We start from the raw sequence: 17,543 nt of genomic DNA on the forward strand, positions 1-17,543 counted from the left end.
GAAATATGCAAAATAAAATAGACAACCTACACGTTGTCTATTGGTGTACAAAACATTTGGCGATCTTAAAGGGATTCGAACCCTTAACCTTTGGGGCCGAAACCCAAAACTCTTTCCGTTGAGCTATAAGATCAAACTAAAGCAATTATATTACTTTTACGTCAAAAAATAAAAAAACTTCGCAAAACGAAGTGCATATAAAATGATATGGTGGCTCCGGCAGGAATCGAACCAGCGACACACGGATCTTCAGTCCGTTGCTCTACCAACTGAGCTACAGAGCCATAATGGCGGTCCAGACGGGAATTGAACCCGCGATCTCCTCCGTGACAGGGAGGCGTATTAAACCACTTTACCACTGGACCATTTGGTGGCGGAGGCTGGACTCGAACCAGCGGCCTCGAGGTTATGAGCCTCGCGAGATACCAAACTTCTCCACTCCGCGATGTGATAGTTTTTTTTATTTTGGTGTTCAATAAATGAACAAATGGCGGGTGATGAGGGATTCGAACCCCCGCGGGCCGTGAAGCCCCTGCTAGTTTTCAAGACTAGTCCCTTCAGCCAGGCTTGGGTAATCACCCATGGTGGACCCAACTGGATTCGAACCAGTAACCAACCGGTTATGAGCCGGTTGCTCTGCCGTTGAGCTATAGGTCCAAAGCAGTTAGGATTTCTCCATATAATGGTAGCGTCGATGAGATTCGAACTCATGACCTTCCGGGTATGAACCGGATGCTCTAACCAACTGAGCTACAACGCCATATAATGGTGGAGGATATGGGATTCGAACCCACCACCCCTTGCGTGCAAGGCAAGTGCTCTAGCCAAATGAGCTAATCCCCCACATGGTGAAGAAGACAGGATTTGAACCTGCGACCACTACGTCCCAAACGTAGCGCTCTGCCAAACTGAGCTACTTCTCCAATGAATGAATAAGTTGCTAATTTTGATATAAAAAGCATATATATTATATACTAATTTAACTTTTTATAACATAATTATTTTATTTTTTTGTCTTAATTCTTTTTGACCAAAAGTGCTGTTTTATAGTGTTTTTGGAAAAAATATATTTTATGATACATCGTTTTTCAAATAATAAGTAATAAAATGTGAAAAAGTAAATTTTCTTTTTTAAATGTAATATTTAATTATTTTATTAATTTAAAATGTTTGTTAAAATATTATTAATATTTTATAAGGAATTCAAAATGAAATTTAAAATTGATACACATAAAATTGATTTATTAAAAAAAGAAAATCAAGATGACTACTTTTATATAAATTCAAACACTCTCAAAAAATATAAAAATGGAAAACTAATAAGTTTTTATGATGATTCAGATAAATATAATTTCTTAATTTTTGAAATTATTGAAATAATCGATGTTGAGTATAATAACATTAATGAAAGTAATATTCTTTACAACGATCATAAAAGTCATTGTTGATTTAGATTAAAACTAAAACGACATTATTTTGAACTTTCAATGGTAGATAATTTTGTTTTCGATATGGATGGCACACTATTAAATGATAAAAAGCTTATTTTAGATGAAAATATTAAATCACTAAATGAACTTAAAAGTATGGGTAAGAATATAATTGTGGCAACTGGTAGACCACTTTTTACTTTAAATCATATTGACGAAGTACCAACTGATTTTCCAATAATTTGTGCAAATGGTGCATTAATTTACAATAAGGATAGAAGTTTATTAAAATCATTTAAAATTGATAAAAATGAATGCAGGAAAATATATCAATATTTAAAAGAACATGATATGGAATTCTTAATGTATACTCCTGACTATGTTTTAGGTTGCAAGAATAATAGTTGTAAATACATTGAGCTTCGAAATTATGTAAGTACAATTGGTAAAAATTATATGGATGGAGATTTCTTAAATGAACTTGATAAATATGATATATGTAAATTTTTAATTCATATGCCCTGCACAACTGAAGAAAAATTAAAAAATCTTAAAGAATATTTAAAACAATTTAATGTTTATTTAGTTAGATCTCAATCAACATTTGCTGATATTATGAGAAAAGATGCAACAAAAGGAGAAGCTGTTAAGTTTCTAGCAAATAAATATAATTTAGATTTAAATAGAACAATTTGCTTTGGAGATGCTGAAAACGATACAAGTATGTTTTCAATATCCAAATATTCAGCAAGCCCAGCAAGTGGTAATATTAATGCTAAAAGCAAATCACTATTAAGAGCCAGAAATCATAAAGTTCCTTGGCTAAGTGAATTCATTGAACAATTTAAAAAATAAATAGTTTTTATGGCTATTTATTTTTTATCCAATCTTTCACAAATAGATGTTAGTAGGTGTAAAAAAATGAAATAAAAATGTCACTTTGTGACACATATTCTTTGAAAACTGAATAGTAATAATAATTCATTGAAATGTCTTAAATATACACTTCTACTTTTAAATCAATCGATTTATTAGTATTGGTCAGCTCAACGTATTACTACGCTTACACCTCCAACCTATCAACCTCATAGTCTATAAGGAATCTCAAGGGAATACTTATCTCTGAGGAGGCTTCCCACTTAGATGCTTTCAGCGGTTATCCTTTCCGTACTTAGCTACCCAGCTATGCTCCTGGCGGAACAACTGGAACACCAGTGGTACGTCCACTCCGGTCCTCTCGTACTAAGAGCGGCTCTCATCAATATTCCAACGCCCACATCAGATAGGGACCAAACTGTCTCACGACGTTTTGAACCCAGGCTCGCGTACCGCTTTAATGGGCGAACAGCCCAACCCTGAACCGACTCCAGCTCCAGGATGCGATGAGCCGACATCGAGGTGCCAAACCTTGCCGTCGATGTGATCTCTTGGGCAAGATAAGCCTGTTATCCCAGGGTAACTTTTATCCGTTGAGCGACTGCCATTCCACAATGTACAGCCGGATCACTAAGTCCTGCTTTCGCACCTGCTCGACTTGTAAGTCTCGCAGTCAAGCACACTTCTACCTTTGCGCTCTACATACGGTTTCTGACCGTACTGAGTGTACCTTTGAACGCCTCCGTTACTCTTTAGGAGGCGACCGCCCCAGTCAAACTACCCGTCACGCACTGTCCACCCGCCAGTAAAGGGCGGCATGTTAGAAACTCAATATACCAAGGGTGGTATTTCAAGGATGACTCCACAAGGACTAGCGTCCTCGCTTCAAAGTCTCCCACCTATCCTACACATGTTAGACCAAGTTCCAATACGAAACCATAGTAAGGCTCCATGGGGTCTTTTCGTCTTGATGCGGCATGCCAGCGTTTTCACTGGGACTATAATTTCACCGAGTCCAGTGTTGAGACAGTTGAGAGATCATTGCGCCTTTCGTGCAGGTCAGTATTTAGCCGACAAGGAATTTCGCTACCTTAGGACCGTTATAGTTACGGTCGCCGTTCACCGGGCTTCATTTCAACGCTTCGCGTAGAACTAACGCATCCACTTAACCTTCGGGCACTGGGCAGGCTTCACCCCTATACATCACCTTGCGGTTTAGCAGAGAGCTGTGTTTTTGATAAACAGTTGCGCCTCATAATTTACTGTGGCCTAAGTGTTACCTTAGGCGCCCTTCTTGCGAACTTACGGGGTCATTTTGCAGAGTTCCTTAACACTAGTTTTCTCGCTCGCCTTAGAATACTCATCTAGGGGACGTGTGTCCGTTCTCGGTACAGGTTTCCATAATATTAAGTTTAGAAGCTTTCTTGGAAGCATGGAATCATTTAGTTTAGTTGCCCTGTGCATCACGCCTTCCGGTTATAGACTGCGGATTTGCCTACAGTCACCAGTCAACGCTTACCCCACAATCCAGTAAGTGGTAAAATTATCCTTCTCCGTCACTCCATCACTATTATAGAAAGTACAGGAATATTAACCTGTTGTCCATCGGCTACGCTTTTCAGCCTCGTCTTAGGTCCTGACTAACCCTGGGTGGACGAACCTTGCCCAGGAAACCTTCCCCAATAGGCGTCGTAGATTCTCACTACGAATCGTTACTCATACCGGCATTCTCACTTCCTAGCGCTCCACCAGTCCTCTCGGTCTGACTTCATTGCCCTAGGAACGCTCCTCTAACGTACAGATGTACCCGCGGCTTCGGTATCGTGTTTTAGTCCCGTTAAATTGTTGGCGCAAGGTCTCTTGACTAGTGAGCTATTACGCACTCTTTAAAAGATGGCTGCTTCTGAGCCAACTTCCTAGTTGTTTATGAAACCTCACAACCTTTCTCACTTAACACGATTTTGGGACCTTAGCCGGCGATCTGGGTTGTTGCCCTCGCGAGCCGGGACGTTAGCACCCCGGTTCCGACTGCATAGTAATACATAATGGTATTCGGAGTTTGATTATAGTCAGTACAGCTAGGCGCCGCCATTCCATATTCAGTGCTCTACCACCATTACTTAACACTACACGCTAGCCCTAAAGCTATTTCGAGGAGAACCAGCTATCTCCAAGTTCGATTGGAATTTCTCCGCTATTCACAAGTCATCCGGGCACTTTTCAGCGTACTACGGTTCGGCCCTCCGCTTGGGGTTAGCCAAGTTTCAGCCTGCTCATGAATAGATCACATGGTTTCGGGTATATAACAACATACTAATTCGCCCTATTAAGACTCGATTTCTCTACGGCTCCGCTTTTTTCTGCTTAACCTCGCATGCTGTCATAACTCGCCGGTCCATACTGCAAGATGTACGCCATCACCCATAAACGGGCTCTGACTAATTGTAAGTAAGTGGTTTCAGAATCTATTTCACTCCCCTCTTGGGGTTCTTTTCACCTTTCCCTCACGGTACTAGTTCACTATCGGTGTCTGATTAGTATTTAGCCTTACCGGGTGGTCCCGGCAGATTCAGACAGGGTTCCACGTGCCCCGCCCTACTCAGGATACGATCAGAAGATTTAATAATTTCACATACGGGGGTATCACCCTCTGTGCCGCTTCTTCCCAAAAGCTTCTGCTATCATTAAATTTTGTAACTTCATGTAGATCGTCCTACAACCCCCATTGCTGGGTTTGGGCTCTTTCTCGTTCGCTCGCCGCTACTAAAGAAATCATTGTTTATTTTCTCTTCCTCTTGCTACTAAGATGTTTCAGTTCACAAGGTGTCTCGCTCAAGTTTCTATGTATTCAAAACATGGCAACTAGGCATTACCCTAGCTAGGTTTCCCCATTCGGAAATCCCCGTTTCATAGCATATTTCCGGCTCCACGAGGCTTATCGCAGGTAATCACGTCCTTCATCGACTTTCAGACCCAAGGCATCCACCACAAACTCTTCCTTATTTAAAAGTATTTTCCTATTGTTATAGTTTGTTATGATGTGTATTTTAAGACATTTCAATGAATCATAATAATATGATTTTTTCTCGATGAAATCAAAACAAATTAACCATTTAATTTAATTTTGATGTCGTTGTAAATATCAAAAAATTTACTATTCAGTTTTCAAAGAACATTAGAGAGAAAAAATATTGTTCTCTCAAAACTAGATATAAAGCTTTAGACCCAAAAAAAGCCACATAACAAAAATATATAAATAGGTCTAGTGAAATAAGGTTAATAACACTACAAAGTGTTTTTGTACTCCGTAGAAAGGAGGTGATCCATCCCCACGTTCTCGTAGGGATACCTTGTTACGACTTAACCCCAGTCACCAGTCCTGCCTTAGGCAGTTTGTTTATAAACCGACTTCGGGCATTACCAGCTCCCATGGTTTGACGGGCGGTGTGTACAAGACCCGAGAACGTATTCACCGTAGCGTAGCTGATCTACGATTACTAGCGATTCCGACTTCATGTAGTCGAGTTGCAGACTACAATCCGAACTGAGACCGGTTTTTTGAGGTTTGCTCCATGTCACCACTTCGCTTCTCTTTGTACCGGCCATTGTAGCACGTGTGTTGCCCCACTCGTAAGAGGCATGATGATTTGACGTCATCCCCACCTTCCTCCCGATTACTCGGGCAGTCTCCTTAGAGTCCTCAACTAAATGGTAGTAACTAAGGATAAGGGTTGCGCTCGTTGCAGGACTTAACCGAACATCTCACGACACGAGCTGACGACAACCATGCACCATCTGTCATTCTGTTAACCTCCACTATGTCTCCATAGCTTTGCAGAAGATGTCAAGAGTGGGTAAGGTTCTACGCGTATCTTCAAATTAAACCACATGCTCCACCGCTTGTGCGGATCCCCGTCAATTCCTTTAAGTTTTATTCTTGCGAACGTACTACTCAGGCGGATCATTTAATGCGTTAGCTGCGCCGATGAGTTCCCCATCAGCTAATGATCATCGTTTAGGGCGTGGACTACCAGGGTATCTAATCCTGTTTGCTCCCCACGCTTTCGTCTCTCAGTGTCAGTATATGTCCAGTTAGCTGCCTTCGCCATATTGGTGTTCTTCCTTATATCTACGCATTTCACCGCTTCACAAGGAATTCCGCTAACCTCTACACAACTCTAGTCTGCCAGTATCCAACGCGTTTTGGGGTTGAGCCCCAAAATTTAACGCCAGACTTAACAAACAACCTACAGACGCTTTACGCCCAATAATTCCGGATAACGCTTGCAACCTATGTATTACCGCGGCTGCTGGCACATAGTTAGCCGTTGCTTTCTAATAAGGTACCGTCAAAACAAAATCATTTCCTATTCTGTCTTTTCTTCCCTCACCACAGAAGTTTACAATCCATAGGACCTTCATCCTTCACGCTGTGTCGCTCCATCAGGCTTTCGCCCATTGTGGAATATTCCCTACTGCTGCCTCCCGTAGGAGTCTGGGCCGTATCTCAGTCCCAGTGTGGCGGTTCAGTCTCTCAACCCCGCTAAACATCATCGCCTTGGTGGGCCGTTACCTCACCAACTAGCTAATGTTACGCACCCCGATCCTTCAGCGAAGCAAACGCTTCTTTTACGTAATCTTCATGCGAAAATTACGAGTATTTGGAATTATCGACTGTTTCCAGTCGCTATGCCAAACTGAAGGGTACGTTGAGCACGTGTTACTCACCCATTCGCCGCTAAGGTATTGCTACCTTCGCTCGACATGCATGTATTAGGCACACAGCCAGCGTTCATCCTGAGCCAGGATCAAACTCTCGAAAAAATTGACTGTCATGTTTATATATCTAGTTTTCAAAGAACAATTTTAGTGCATTAATTTACAAATGCTTTAATATGATAACACATAAGTGATTAATTTCAAAATATTTTTTTAATTTTTTTATATATTGAGAATTTTTTCATAAATTTTCTCTTTTTTTAGGTTTTTTCTAAGTTAAAAAATAAAAAAAGCAGGTTATTCTCCTACTTTTTTAGATTATTAGTAATAGAAAATACTTTTTTATAGACTAACAAAAGTTAGGTTGCAAACTATAATAAAGTAACTTTTCCACCTTTTGCTTCAATTGCTTCGATTGCACTTTTTGAAGCTGCATGAAGATTAACTTTGAATTTTTTGGTTACTTGACCGTTTCCTAATAATTTAACAGGCATTTGTCTTTTAATCAAGTTAGCTTTAAATAATGATTCTAAATCGATTGTATCATTTGATTTGAAATTGTTTTCTAAATCAATTAAATTAACTATTTGGTATTCGATATGATTAACATTTGTAAAACCACGTTTTCCAATACGACGGAATCAAGGTGTTTGACCACCTTCAAATCCTAATCTGTGACCTTTACGTTTATTTTGTCCACTTTGACCTTTACCAGCTTGTTTACCTTTTCCAGCAGCATGTCCACGACCAACGCGATGTTTTTCTACACGTGAACCAGGAGTAGGTTTTAATGATTGTAATGTTGAGTTCATTTTAGTCCTTTCTTTATATAAATAATTTTTTATTTAGTCTAGATTAATTAGGCTAAAAGTTCCTTAACATCTTTACCACGAATGTCAGCTATTTGTTCAGGTGTTCTTAGTAATTGAAGAGCCTTTAGAGTTGCTCTAACAATGTTAGCCTTTGAACGTGAGCTGTATGTTTTTGTGTAAATATCTGTGTAACCAGCAAGTTCAACAACCGCTCTAACTGTACCACTAGCAACAATACCCTTACCTTTTGTAGCAGGCTTAAGCATAACTCTTGAAGCTAAAAATTTAGCTTGTACTTCGTGAGGTACTGTGATTTTGTTTTGAATTGGAACTGTAATAAGGTGATTTTTTGCATCTTTAACTGCTTTCTTGATCGAATCTGGAACCTCATTGGCCTTTCCATGTCCAAATCCAACACGTCCTTTTTTATCACCAACAACTACAAAGGCTGCAAATGAGAAACGACGTCCACCTTTAACAACTTTTGTTACACGCGAGATATTAACAACTTTTTCACTGAATTCATTATCAACTGCGTCAAAGTGACTACGACGATCACGACGAGCATTCTTGTCGCTTTTTGCATGTGAACGTGGATTTTGAGAAGATGATTTTTGACCTAAAGGTCTTTTTTCTCAAATTTGTTTTTTATCTTTATTATCAAATTTTGCCTTAGGAGCTACTACTTCTTTAGTACCTTGTCCATTAGTTTCTTTAGGTTGTTGAGAAACAACTTTCTTTACTTCTGCTTCTGCCATAATTAGAATTTAACTCCTTTAGCTGTATTTCTTACACCTTCTGCGAAGGCCTTAACACGTCCATGATAAATGTAACCTGAACGATCGAATACTATTTCTTTTAATTTAAGAGCAACAATTTTGGTTCCCATTTCTTCACCAGCCTTTGTTGCTGAAGTAATATTTCCGTGATATTTGCCTTTTGCTTTAGGATCAAGTGTTGAAACACTTGCTAAAGTGTGGCCTGTAGTATCGTCAATTAATTGTGCATAAAAGTTTGTATGAGATTTAAAAACACAAAGACGCGGTTTAGTAGCAGTGCCTGAAATACTTTGACGTTCACGTAAGTGTTTAACTTGGCGTGCTTGATTACGAGATAATGTAGCCATAATATTTTCTTCCTTTCAACTAAACTACTATTTAGAAGCAGTTTTTCCTTCTTTAATACGAATGTATTCGCCTTTGTATGAAATCCCTTTACCTGAATATGAATTAGGACGACGAACGTCATGCACAACTGCAGCAAATTGACCAACTTTTTCTTTACTAATACCACTAATTATTATTTCAAGAGGTTTTGGAACATCAACTTTAATTCCTTCAGGAATTTCAAGATTTACAAGATGGCTGTAACCAACTGCAAGTTCAAGAACATTACCCTTAAGAGCAGCTTTGTAACCAACACCTTTGATTGTTAATTCTTTTTTGAAACCTTTTGAAACACCTTCAAGCATACCATCGATTAATGCATTTGTTGTACCGTGTAATTGTTTTGTGTGTTTTTCTTCATTAGCACGGATTGTTGTAACTTGACTATTTTCAATTTTGATAGCAATAAGTGGGTCAAATGATTTTTCTAATTGACCTAATTGACCTTTAACACTTAATGTGGTGCCATTTAATGTGACTTCAACACCAGCAGGGATATTTAATACTCTATTTCCAACACGAGACATAGACTACCCCCTATCAAATGTAGGCAATGATTTCACCACCTACATTTTCCTTACGAGCTTGTTTTTCAGTCATCATTCCTTTTGAAGTTGAAATGATAGCTGTACCATAACCTGATAAAACAGTAGGTAACTTGTCAGCTGAAGTATAAACCTTAAGACCTGGTTTTGAAACACGCTTAAAGTCAACAATAGCACCTTGGTTATTTTTGTATTTTAATGTAACTTCAAGTACTTTGTCTTTTCCTTCACCTTTAGCAACATAGTTTGTAATGTAACCTTCATTTTGAAGAATATCTAGAATTTTAGCTTTTTTATTTGAAAAAGGAATAGCTACAGTTTTAAATTTACGTTGATTAGCGTTTTTGATTCTAACAATCATATCTGAAATTGGATCTGTTATAAACATGATTATCAACTCGCTTTCTTCATGCCAGGAATTTTTCCTTCATGAGCTAAATTACGGAAACAAATACGGCAGATTTTATATTTTCTTAAAACTGCATGTGGACGACCACATAATTCACAACGTGTGTAAGCACGTGTTGAGAATTTTGGGTGTTTCTTTTGTTTTGCTTTTAACGAAACTTTAGCCATATTATCTTTCTCCTTTAACAAATGGAATGCCGATTAATTCTAATAAACTTCTAGCTTCTTCATCTTTATTTGTACTTGTGATTAATTGAACATCAAGACCTTTGATACGACGAATTTTATCAAAGTCAATTTCTGGGAAAATAATTTCTTCTTTAACGCCTAATGAGTAGTTTCCCCTACCATCAAATGCTTTAGGATTTGCACCACGGAAATCACGAATACGTGGCATTGCAACATTGATTAATTTTTCTAAAAAGTCTCACATACGATCACGACGTAACGTAACTTTACCACCCATAGCCATACCTTCACGAAGTTTTCATGAAGCGTTTGACTTTTTAGCACGAGTTTGGAATGGTTTTTGTCCTGAAATTTGAGTTAATTCGTTAAGAACTTCTTCAATTGCTTTAGAGTTTGTTACTTCTTTACCTGCTGTCATATTTAAAACGATTTTTTCCAAACGAGGCACTTGCATTACTGATGAATAGTTGTATTTTTTCATCAATGCAGGTACTACTGTTTTTGTATAGTAAGTTTTTAAATTCATTATTTAATTTCCTTCTTAGTTTTACGAGCAATTCTAACTTTAGTTTTGCCACTAACTTTAAAACCTATTTTTGAATATTGAGCAGATGAACTTTTGCTTGCTTTTTTAGTAACAATTGCAAGATTTGAAATATGAATAGGAGCTTCCATGTTCTTAATTGAACCTTCAGTATTACTTTGGCTTGGTTTAACGTGTTTGGTTACTACATTTATATCTTTTACATAAGCACGGTTAGTTTTAAAATCTGTTCTAATGATACGACCTATTTTACCTTTATTGCTTCCTGCAATAACGATAACTTCGTCATTTTTCTTTAGTTTTAATTTCATATATACCTACTTTACATATTAAAGAACTTCAGGAGCTAATGAAACTACTTTTAAATAACCACGATCACGTAATTCACGAGCAACTGGTCCAAACACACGAGTACCTCTCATTGAGCCATCATCTTTAATTAACACAACTGCATTATCATCAAAACGAATATGTGTACCGTTTTCACGTTTAATTCCATAAACGCTTCTAACAATAACGCCTTTAACTACTTGTCCTTCTTTTACAATACCATTTGGTAGAGCTTTTTTAACTGAACATACAATAACATCACCGATGTTTGCAGTTTTCTTTCTACTCCCACCTAAAACTTTGATTACACCAACTTCTTTTGCTCCAGAGTTATCTGCAACATTTAATTTTGAAAGTGCTATAACCATTATTTTTCTCCTTCAACAGCATGTTGTTTAATTTCAACAAGACGAAAGTGCTTAGTTTTTGAAAGAGGACGTGTTTCCATAATTGTAACTAGGTCATTAACCTTAGCTAAGTTTTTTTCATCATGAACTGCGAAACGTTTAATAACCTTAAAACGTTTTGAGTAAAGACTATGAGCTTTATAACTTTCAACTTCAACAATGATTGTTTTATCACCACGTGCTGAAGCAACACGACCTTGAAGGGTCTTACGTGAACTTCTTTCCATTATTTAGCTTCTCCTTTTGTTTCGTTAATTTTCAATATTGTTAACACTCTTGCAATATCACGACGTACTTCTCTAATTTTATGACTGTGGTCTAATACACCAGTTTTGTTTTGGAAACGATAGATAAATAATTGTGCTTTTAGATCTTCAAGTAATTTACGGAGTTCAGCATTTGATTTAACTTTTATGTCTTTGTAAAGCATTATTGTTGACCTCCTTGTTCTTCTTTAGCTACTATTCTTCAACTTACAGGAAGTTTATGACCACCTAGTCGTAAAGCTTCTCTTGCAATTTCTTCACTAACACCTGAAACTTCAAACATCATTGTGTTAACTTTAACAGGTGTATATCATTTTTCAGGACTACCTTTACCAGAACCCATACGAACACCAATAGGTTTTGATGTTTTTGAGAAGTGAGGGAAGATTCTAATAAAAACATGACCTTCACGACCCATACGACGAGTAATAGCAATACGAGCACTTTCAATTTGACGTGCATCGACTCAAGCTGATGTTACAGCTTGTAAACCGAATTCGCCATAAGAAACTTTGTTTCCTTTAAAAGCTTTACGCTTATCATGGCGAACTAAAAATGGTTTTCTATATTTAGTTCTTTTTGGTTGAAGCATCTTTTGACCCTCCTTCCAAAATTTCACCTTTTGAAATTCAAACTTTGACACCAATTACACCATATGTTGTATGTGCATTTGCATGAGCATAATCAACATCTTGTCTTAGTGTGTGAAGTCTCATTTCTCCACGTGAATATCCTTCTGTTCTAGCCATATCAACACCATTAAGACGGCCTGAAACAGCAGTTTTAATACCTTTAGCACCCGCTTTTAAAGCATCATTAATTATTAATTTTTGTGCAATACGGAAACTTTCGCGATTTTCTAGTTTAATTGCAATAGCTTCAGCAGCTAAACGTGCATTAAGTTCAGGATTTTTGAGTAAAACAACTTGTAAATTAATATCAAGATTTTTGTTTTTTAAATATTTGTGTAAATCAACATTAACTTTGTCGATTGTACTTCCACCTTCACTAACCAATTTATTTGGTGTAGCTGAGTGAATGAAAACTGTTATTTTATTGGCTTGATTTCTTTTAATTTCAACTTTTCCAATTTGATATTTACGTACTAACTTATCAAAGAATTTGTAGATTTTAGCATCTTGTACTAAAAAATTTCCATAGTTTGCTTTTTCAGCAAATCATGATGAATTAAGATTTTTTGTAATTCCGTAACGGAATCCATTTGGATTAACTTTTTGTCCCATAATTTTCTACTTTCTTTCTTCTAATGTAACTGATAAGTGAGATGTACGTTTTAAAATTGAATAAGCCGTTCCTCTTGAGTGAGGTTGGTATCTTTTAAGTGTTGGTCCTTCATTTACTAAGATTTCTTTAACAAATAATTTAGATGCATCCATTCCATGGTTGTTTGTAGCATTAGCAATTGCTGAGTTAATAAGTTTAATAAATAATTCTGATGATTTCTTGTTTGTATTTCTTAAAATACCAAGAGCTTCACGCACGTCTTTGTTTCTAACTAAGTCAGCAACTAAACGTGCTTTACGAGCGCTAACACGTTGAACCTTAACATGTGCTTTTGCTTGTTGAAATGCTGTATTTTCCATAATTATTTCTTACCTTTGTCAGCACCATGACCTGAGAATGTTCTTGTAGGTACAAATTCACCTAACTTGTGACCAACCATGTCATCTGTTACGTAAACATCAATAAATTGCTTGCCGTTGTGTACTTGGAATGTTAAACCAATGAAACTTGGAAAGATTGTTGAACGTCTTGATCAAGTTTTAATTGGTTTTTTAGGTGCTTTACCTTCAACAATAGCATCTACTTTTTTAAGTAAATGTTCATCTGCAAAAGGTCCTTTTTTAAGACTGCGAGCCATTATTTAGCATCCTTTCTTCTTCTTATAATAAGTTTGTTTGAAGATTTCTTAGTTTTTCTTGTTTTAACACCAAGAGCTTTCTTACCTCAAGGAGTAAGAGGAGCTTTACGACCAACTGGTTGCTTACCTTCACCACCACCATGTGGGTGATCAACTGGGTTCATAACTGAACCACGAACAGTTGGACGAACACCCATGTGACGGTTTCTACCAGCTTTTCCTAAATCAACCAATAAATGTTCCCCGTTACCTACTGTACCAATTGTGGCACGGCAACGTGCTAAGATACGACGCATTTCACCGCTTTTTAGACGTAAAATTACATATTTACCATCGTCATCTTTACCAAGAATTTGAGCAGATGTACCTGCTGATCTAGCAATAATACCGCCACCACCTGGTTGCATTTCAATGTTGTGTACAAATGTACCCTCTGGAATGTTTGCTAGTGGTAATGCATTACCTACTAAAATATCAGCATTTTCACCTGAAATAACAGTTTGCCCTACTTTAATACCTTCGGGCGCTAAAATATATTTCTTTACTCCATCAGCATAAGCTAATAAACAAATATTAGCTGAACGGTTAGGATCGTATTCAATTGTCTTAACCACTGCTGGAATATTGTCTTTAATACGTTTGAAGTCGATTAATCTATAAAATCTCTTTACACGACCACCTTTGTGACGCACTGTAATCTTACCTTGGTTATTACGACCGGCACTATATTTTAATAGTGTAAGTAATGATTTTTCAGGAGCGTGTCCACTAAGATTTTCGCTGTAATGTAGAGATGACATATTACGACGACCATTCGTAGTTGGCTTGTAATGTTTAATTGCCATTTCTAATTTTCTCCTTGCTTAAAAATAGTTGAGGAAATTTTCTTTTAAGCAAAATTAAATCCTCTAATAATTATTTTGTACTCTTCTTAGTACTTGCTTTTTTAGTAGCAGACTTAGAAGTTGTTGATTTTGTAGTTTTTTCAACTTTTGCTTTTTTAGCAGCAAGTTTTTTAGCAATTTCAGCTTCTTTTGCCTCTGCTTGTTTCTTGCTTTCAACTTTTTGAGCTTTAACCTTAGCTTCTTTTTTAGCATCTTGTGCTTCTGCTTCATTTGGATAGTAGACAATTTTGTCACCATCTGCTAAAGTAATCATAGCTTTTTTGTAACGATTTGTAAAACCATTAAATCGGCCTACTCTTTTTGGTTTTTTGTCAACTTTTAAAATATTAACTCTAACAACCTTAACTTTGAAAATGAATTCAACAGCTTCCTTAATTTGATATTTGTTTGCTGATCAATCAACTTCTCATGTGTATGTGTTTGAACTTTGTAGCACATTTGTTTTTTCGGTAAGAATTGGCTTATGTAAAACTTGAGTAATTTCCATTATTTAATTCTCCCTTCAAAGTTTTTAAGGCCTTCATTAGATAAAACTAATACATCAGCTCATACTAAATTTTCAACACTTACAGAGTTTGGCTTAACACATAAAACATTTTGTAAATTTGCTGTTGATTTGTAAACAGTTTCGTCAGTTGTTACTACCAAAATGTGTTTTAGGTTTTCAATCTTTAATGATTTAAGTTTGTTAACAGCATCTTTTGTTGAAATTTTTGACATTTTAAAGTCATCAATAACAACTGATTTCTTGTTAGCAAGCAATGTAAGAGCCGATAAGAATGCAGCACGACGCACTTTCTTGTTAACTTTTAATGAATAATTACGCTCTGGTGTAGGTCCAAATGCACGTCCACCACCAACTCAAATAGGAGATCTTGTTGAACCTGCACGAGCACGACCTGTTCCTTTTTGTCTTCAAGGTTTTTTACCACCACCACTTACTTCTGAACGATTCTTAACATCATGTGTACCTTGACGTCTTGAGGCACGTTCTGACATAATTGTGTCAAAAATTGCTTGTTCATAAATTTTTGGTAATGCGAATAATTCTTTTGGTAAAGATTTATTATCAAAGTGAAGTAAGATAACTTTTGTAAATTTTTCTTCTTCCATTTTAGCTTCATTTAATTTAAGTGAAGCAACTTTTGCTCTTGAAGATGCATAAGTTTTAGCTTTTCTTTTTGCAGCTTCAGCGGCTGCTTTTAATTCATCAATAGCTGCTTGTGCTTCTTTTTCAGCTTTTGCTTTTGCAGCTGCTTCTTCTTTTGCCTCTTTAGCTTTTTGAGCAGCTGTTTTAGCAGCAAGCTTGCCTTTAGCACTTTCCATTTTAGCTTCTTGTGCTTTTAATTCAGCTTTTGTAGGTTTTTTAGGTTTTAAGTTCTTGGTTAAATCAATTTCAACTGTAACTTTCTTAGTTGTCTTCTTTTCGCCTGTTGCTGTCTTTGTTGTTTTTGAAGTTGTAGCTTTTTTTGTTGTTGTAGATTTAGCAGCAGTTGTTTTTTTAGCAGATGCTACTTTTTTGGTTGTAGTTTTCTTTTCTTCACCAGTTTTTGTAGTAGCTTTTTTCTTTGTTTCAGCCATTATTTATCTCCTTCTGCTTTTGAGTTTTCAGCATCAGCCTCTGCTTTTTGGATAAGAGGTTCCAATTCGCTTGAGTGCATTCCAACTGTAACTTCAATATTGAATTTCTTAGCTTTTTCAAGTAATTCATTCATTTTAACAACTTCTTTAACATCAACAAGTTTAATTGCCTCACGATTTGGTAAACCTTTGACAGCTTCTCTAATCATTACATATGAGTTTTTGGCACCAGGGATTGAGCCTTTAACTAACATAATATTATTTGCAACATCAATTCTAACTATTTCAAGATTTTGAACTGTTGTTCTAACAGCTCCTAAGTGACCTGGCATTGTCATACCTTTGAAAACACGGTTACCTGAAATATCCCCGAGTGAACCCGTTTGTCTAACTGGTTGACTACCACCGCCACCACCGTGTGATTTAGGTCCAATGTGTTGGTTTCATCTCTTGATTGTACCAGCAAAACCTTTACCTTTTGATGTACCAGTGATATCAACTAATTCACCAGCACTAAAAATGTTAGCCATAATTGTTTGGCCTAATTCATAGCCTTGCATGCCACGAATTTCTTTAATGTAGCGCTTAGGTGTTGTTTTAGCTTGAGCAAACTGACCTTTAAGAGGTTTATTGCTTCTTTGTTCTTTCTTTTCGCCGACTGCGATTTGAGTTGCAACATACCCGTTTTTGTCAGCTGAAAGAACTTTAGTAACAACATTTGGTTGCACTTCAATAACTGTAACTGGTACACAAGCACCAAATTCAGTAAAGATTTGTGTCATACCAATCTTACGTCCTAAGATTCCTTTCATAATTTTCTCCTTAAATTTTTATTAATTTAACGACCGTCGCTTGTTGTCAGCACAAGTCGGATTTCTTATTTTGTTGAAATTTTAACTTCAACACCTGCAGGAAGTTCTAATCTTTTGATTTGGTCAAGAGTTTTTTCATTTGGGTTTAATAAAACAATCAAACGTTGAAAAGTTCTTGATTCAAATTGTTCACGTGATTTTTTGTTAACGTGTACAGATCTTAAAATGGTCACAACTTCTCTTTTTGTTGGAAGCGGAACTGGACCACTTACTTTAATTGAGTTTTTGGTTGCAACATCAACAATTTTTTTTGCACCAAAATCAACCAATGCATGATCAAAACTTTTAACCTTAATATTAATTTTACTCATAGTTGTCTCCTTTGTTCATTTATGAACTTTACTCCACATAAATTACTTAGAATGTCCTCAACAACTCTCTTGACATTCTAACAACCTTATGCTTCTATGTAATAGTTGCTTTACAATTATAAAGAAAAAAGCAAAAAACAAAAGTAAAAATATTAAATATTTATATAAATAAAAATTATCATTATTTTCTCAATAACAACACTATACAAAAAGTTATATTTTTACCTATTTTTTGTCAAAAAACTAACTTTTAGTTAAATTGAACATTTTTTAATTTGTTACAATTTAGAGAAAAATAAT

At 36.4% G+C, this 17,543-nt stretch carries 21 protein-coding genes, 9 tRNA genes and 2 rRNA genes; 1 reads left to right on the plus strand and 31 read right to left on the minus strand.

Going from position 1 to position 17,543, the window contains the following annotated elements; translation table 4 throughout:
* Positions 1 to 57: 57 nt before the first annotated feature.
* The 9 genes from NPA07_RS03485 to NPA07_RS03525 form a co-directional block, all read right to left on the minus strand.
* Positions 58 to 133: transfer RNA gene (locus NPA07_RS03485), tRNA-Arg, on the minus strand.
* A gap of 75 nt (positions 134 to 208) precedes the next feature.
* Positions 209 to 284: transfer RNA gene (locus tag NPA07_RS03490), tRNA-Phe, on the minus strand.
* A 4-nt stretch (positions 285 to 288) separates the two neighbouring features.
* Positions 289 to 365 (minus strand) — tRNA-Asp (locus NPA07_RS03495).
* Between the two features lie 3 nt (positions 366 to 368).
* A tRNA-Met gene (locus NPA07_RS03500) sits at positions 369 to 445 on the minus strand.
* A gap of 43 nt (positions 446 to 488) precedes the next feature.
* Positions 489 to 581: transfer RNA gene (locus NPA07_RS03505), tRNA-Ser, on the minus strand.
* A 1-nt stretch (position 582) separates the two neighbouring features.
* Positions 583 to 657 (minus strand) — tRNA-Ile (locus tag NPA07_RS03510).
* 26 nt (positions 658 to 683) lie between these two features.
* Positions 684 to 760, minus strand: a tRNA-Met gene (locus tag NPA07_RS03515).
* Positions 761 to 766: 6 nt separating this feature from the next.
* Positions 767 to 843, minus strand: a tRNA-Ala gene (locus NPA07_RS03520).
* A gap of 3 nt (positions 844 to 846) precedes the next feature.
* A tRNA-Pro gene (locus NPA07_RS03525) sits at positions 847 to 923 on the minus strand.
* Between the two features lie 285 nt (positions 924 to 1,208).
* Between NPA07_RS03525 and NPA07_RS03530 the strand changes: the two genes are divergently transcribed.
* Positions 1,209 to 2,285, plus strand: coding sequence for an HAD family hydrolase (locus NPA07_RS03530; protein WP_126118494.1), 1,077 nt, complete (start codon positions 1,209 to 1,211; stop codon positions 2,283 to 2,285).
* 155 nt (positions 2,286 to 2,440) lie between these two features.
* Here the strand turns inward: NPA07_RS03530 and NPA07_RS03535 are convergent.
* The 22 genes from NPA07_RS03535 to rpsJ form a co-directional block, all read right to left on the minus strand.
* Positions 2,441 to 5,315 (minus strand): 23S ribosomal RNA (locus NPA07_RS03535).
* A 302-nt stretch (positions 5,316 to 5,617) separates the two neighbouring features.
* A 16S ribosomal RNA gene (locus NPA07_RS03540) occupies positions 5,618 to 7,130 on the minus strand.
* Together the 16S and 23S rRNA genes form the textbook arrangement of a ribosomal RNA operon.
* A gap of 266 nt (positions 7,131 to 7,396) precedes the next feature.
* A complete protein-coding gene (gene rplO, locus NPA07_RS03545; RefSeq protein ID WP_126118493.1) occupies positions 7,397 to 7,837 on the minus strand; it encodes a 50S ribosomal protein L15 in 441 nt (146 codons plus the stop codon).
* A gap of 47 nt (positions 7,838 to 7,884) precedes the next feature.
* Positions 7,885 to 8,595, minus strand: coding sequence for a 30S ribosomal protein S5 (rpsE, locus tag NPA07_RS03550; RefSeq protein WP_126118492.1), 711 nt, complete (start codon positions 8,593 to 8,595; stop codon positions 7,885 to 7,887).
* Positions 8,596 to 8,597: 2 nt separating this feature from the next.
* Positions 8,598 to 8,963, minus strand: coding sequence for a 50S ribosomal protein L18 (rplR, locus tag NPA07_RS03555; protein WP_126118491.1), 366 nt, complete (start codon positions 8,961 to 8,963; stop codon positions 8,598 to 8,600).
* A 27-nt stretch (positions 8,964 to 8,990) separates the two neighbouring features.
* The gene (rplF, locus tag NPA07_RS03560) at positions 8,991 to 9,530 is read right to left on the minus strand and encodes a 50S ribosomal protein L6 (RefSeq protein ID WP_126118490.1); all 540 of its coding nucleotides are present in this window, start codon (positions 9,528 to 9,530) and stop codon (positions 8,991 to 8,993) included.
* A 10-nt stretch (positions 9,531 to 9,540) separates the two neighbouring features.
* Positions 9,541 to 9,936: a 30S ribosomal protein S8 gene (gene rpsH, locus NPA07_RS03565; RefSeq protein WP_126118489.1), complete on the minus strand. Its 396-nt coding sequence runs from the start codon at positions 9,934 to 9,936 to the stop codon at positions 9,541 to 9,543.
* Between the two features lie 2 nt (positions 9,937 to 9,938).
* Positions 9,939 to 10,124, minus strand: coding sequence for a type Z 30S ribosomal protein S14 (locus NPA07_RS03570; RefSeq protein ID WP_013354768.1), 186 nt, complete (start codon positions 10,122 to 10,124; stop codon positions 9,939 to 9,941).
* 1 nt (position 10,125) lies between these two features.
* The gene (gene rplE / locus NPA07_RS03575) at positions 10,126 to 10,671 is read right to left on the minus strand and encodes a 50S ribosomal protein L5 (RefSeq protein WP_126118488.1); all 546 of its coding nucleotides are present in this window, start codon (positions 10,669 to 10,671) and stop codon (positions 10,126 to 10,128) included.
* Positions 10,671 to 11,000: a 50S ribosomal protein L24 gene (gene rplX / locus NPA07_RS03580; protein WP_126118487.1), complete on the minus strand. Its 330-nt coding sequence runs from the start codon at positions 10,998 to 11,000 to the stop codon at positions 10,671 to 10,673. The genes rplE and rplX overlap by 1 nt, the downstream gene beginning before the upstream one ends.
* Before the next feature lie 18 nt (positions 11,001 to 11,018).
* Positions 11,019 to 11,387, minus strand: a complete 369-nt coding sequence (gene rplN / locus NPA07_RS03585) for a 50S ribosomal protein L14 (RefSeq protein WP_126118486.1) — start codon at positions 11,385 to 11,387, stop codon at positions 11,019 to 11,021.
* The gene (gene rpsQ, locus NPA07_RS03590; protein WP_126118485.1) at positions 11,387 to 11,653 is read right to left on the minus strand and encodes a 30S ribosomal protein S17; all 267 of its coding nucleotides are present in this window, start codon (positions 11,651 to 11,653) and stop codon (positions 11,387 to 11,389) included. Before rpsQ ends, rplN begins: the two co-directional genes overlap by 1 nt.
* Positions 11,653 to 11,856, minus strand: a complete 204-nt coding sequence (gene rpmC / locus NPA07_RS03595; RefSeq protein ID WP_126118484.1) for a 50S ribosomal protein L29 — start codon at positions 11,854 to 11,856, stop codon at positions 11,653 to 11,655. The genes rpsQ and rpmC overlap by 1 nt, the downstream gene beginning before the upstream one ends.
* Entirely contained in the window at positions 11,856 to 12,284 is a 429-nt protein-coding gene (rplP, locus tag NPA07_RS03600) for a 50S ribosomal protein L16 (protein WP_126118483.1), read from the minus strand. The genes rpmC and rplP overlap by 1 nt, the downstream gene beginning before the upstream one ends.
* Positions 12,262 to 12,936, minus strand: coding sequence for a 30S ribosomal protein S3 (gene rpsC, locus NPA07_RS03605; RefSeq protein WP_126118482.1), 675 nt, complete (start codon positions 12,934 to 12,936; stop codon positions 12,262 to 12,264). The genes rplP and rpsC overlap by 23 nt, the downstream gene beginning before the upstream one ends.
* A gap of 6 nt (positions 12,937 to 12,942) precedes the next feature.
* Positions 12,943 to 13,296, minus strand: a complete 354-nt coding sequence (rplV, locus tag NPA07_RS03610) for a 50S ribosomal protein L22 (protein WP_126118481.1) — start codon at positions 13,294 to 13,296, stop codon at positions 12,943 to 12,945.
* Between the two features lie 2 nt (positions 13,297 to 13,298).
* Positions 13,299 to 13,574, minus strand: coding sequence for a 30S ribosomal protein S19 (gene rpsS / locus NPA07_RS03615; protein WP_013354777.1), 276 nt, complete (start codon positions 13,572 to 13,574; stop codon positions 13,299 to 13,301).
* Entirely contained in the window at positions 13,574 to 14,419 is an 846-nt protein-coding gene (gene rplB, locus NPA07_RS03620) for a 50S ribosomal protein L2 (protein WP_126118480.1), read from the minus strand. The genes rpsS and rplB overlap by 1 nt, the downstream gene beginning before the upstream one ends.
* 70 nt (positions 14,420 to 14,489) lie before the next feature.
* Positions 14,490 to 14,966 carry a 50S ribosomal protein L23 gene (gene rplW, locus NPA07_RS03625; RefSeq protein ID WP_126118479.1) on the minus strand — a complete coding sequence of 159 codons (477 nt, stop codon included), beginning with the start codon at positions 14,964 to 14,966 and terminating at the stop codon, positions 14,490 to 14,492.
* Positions 14,966 to 16,060, minus strand: coding sequence for a 50S ribosomal protein L4 (rplD, locus tag NPA07_RS03630; protein WP_126118478.1), 1,095 nt, complete (start codon positions 16,058 to 16,060; stop codon positions 14,966 to 14,968). The genes rplW and rplD overlap by 1 nt, the downstream gene beginning before the upstream one ends.
* Positions 16,060 to 16,872: a 50S ribosomal protein L3 gene (gene rplC, locus NPA07_RS03635; RefSeq protein ID WP_126118477.1), complete on the minus strand. Its 813-nt coding sequence runs from the start codon at positions 16,870 to 16,872 to the stop codon at positions 16,060 to 16,062. Before rplC ends, rplD begins: the two co-directional genes overlap by 1 nt.
* A 65-nt stretch (positions 16,873 to 16,937) precedes the next feature.
* Entirely contained in the window at positions 16,938 to 17,243 is a 306-nt protein-coding gene (gene rpsJ, locus NPA07_RS03640; RefSeq protein ID WP_126118476.1) for a 30S ribosomal protein S10, read from the minus strand.
* Positions 17,244 to 17,543: the final 300 nt, after the last annotated feature.

Origin of the sequence: Mycoplasmopsis caviae (assembly GCF_024498215.1) — a bacterium.
Lineage (GTDB): Bacteria > Bacillota_I > Bacilli_A > Mycoplasmatales > Metamycoplasmataceae > Mycoplasmopsis > Mycoplasmopsis caviae.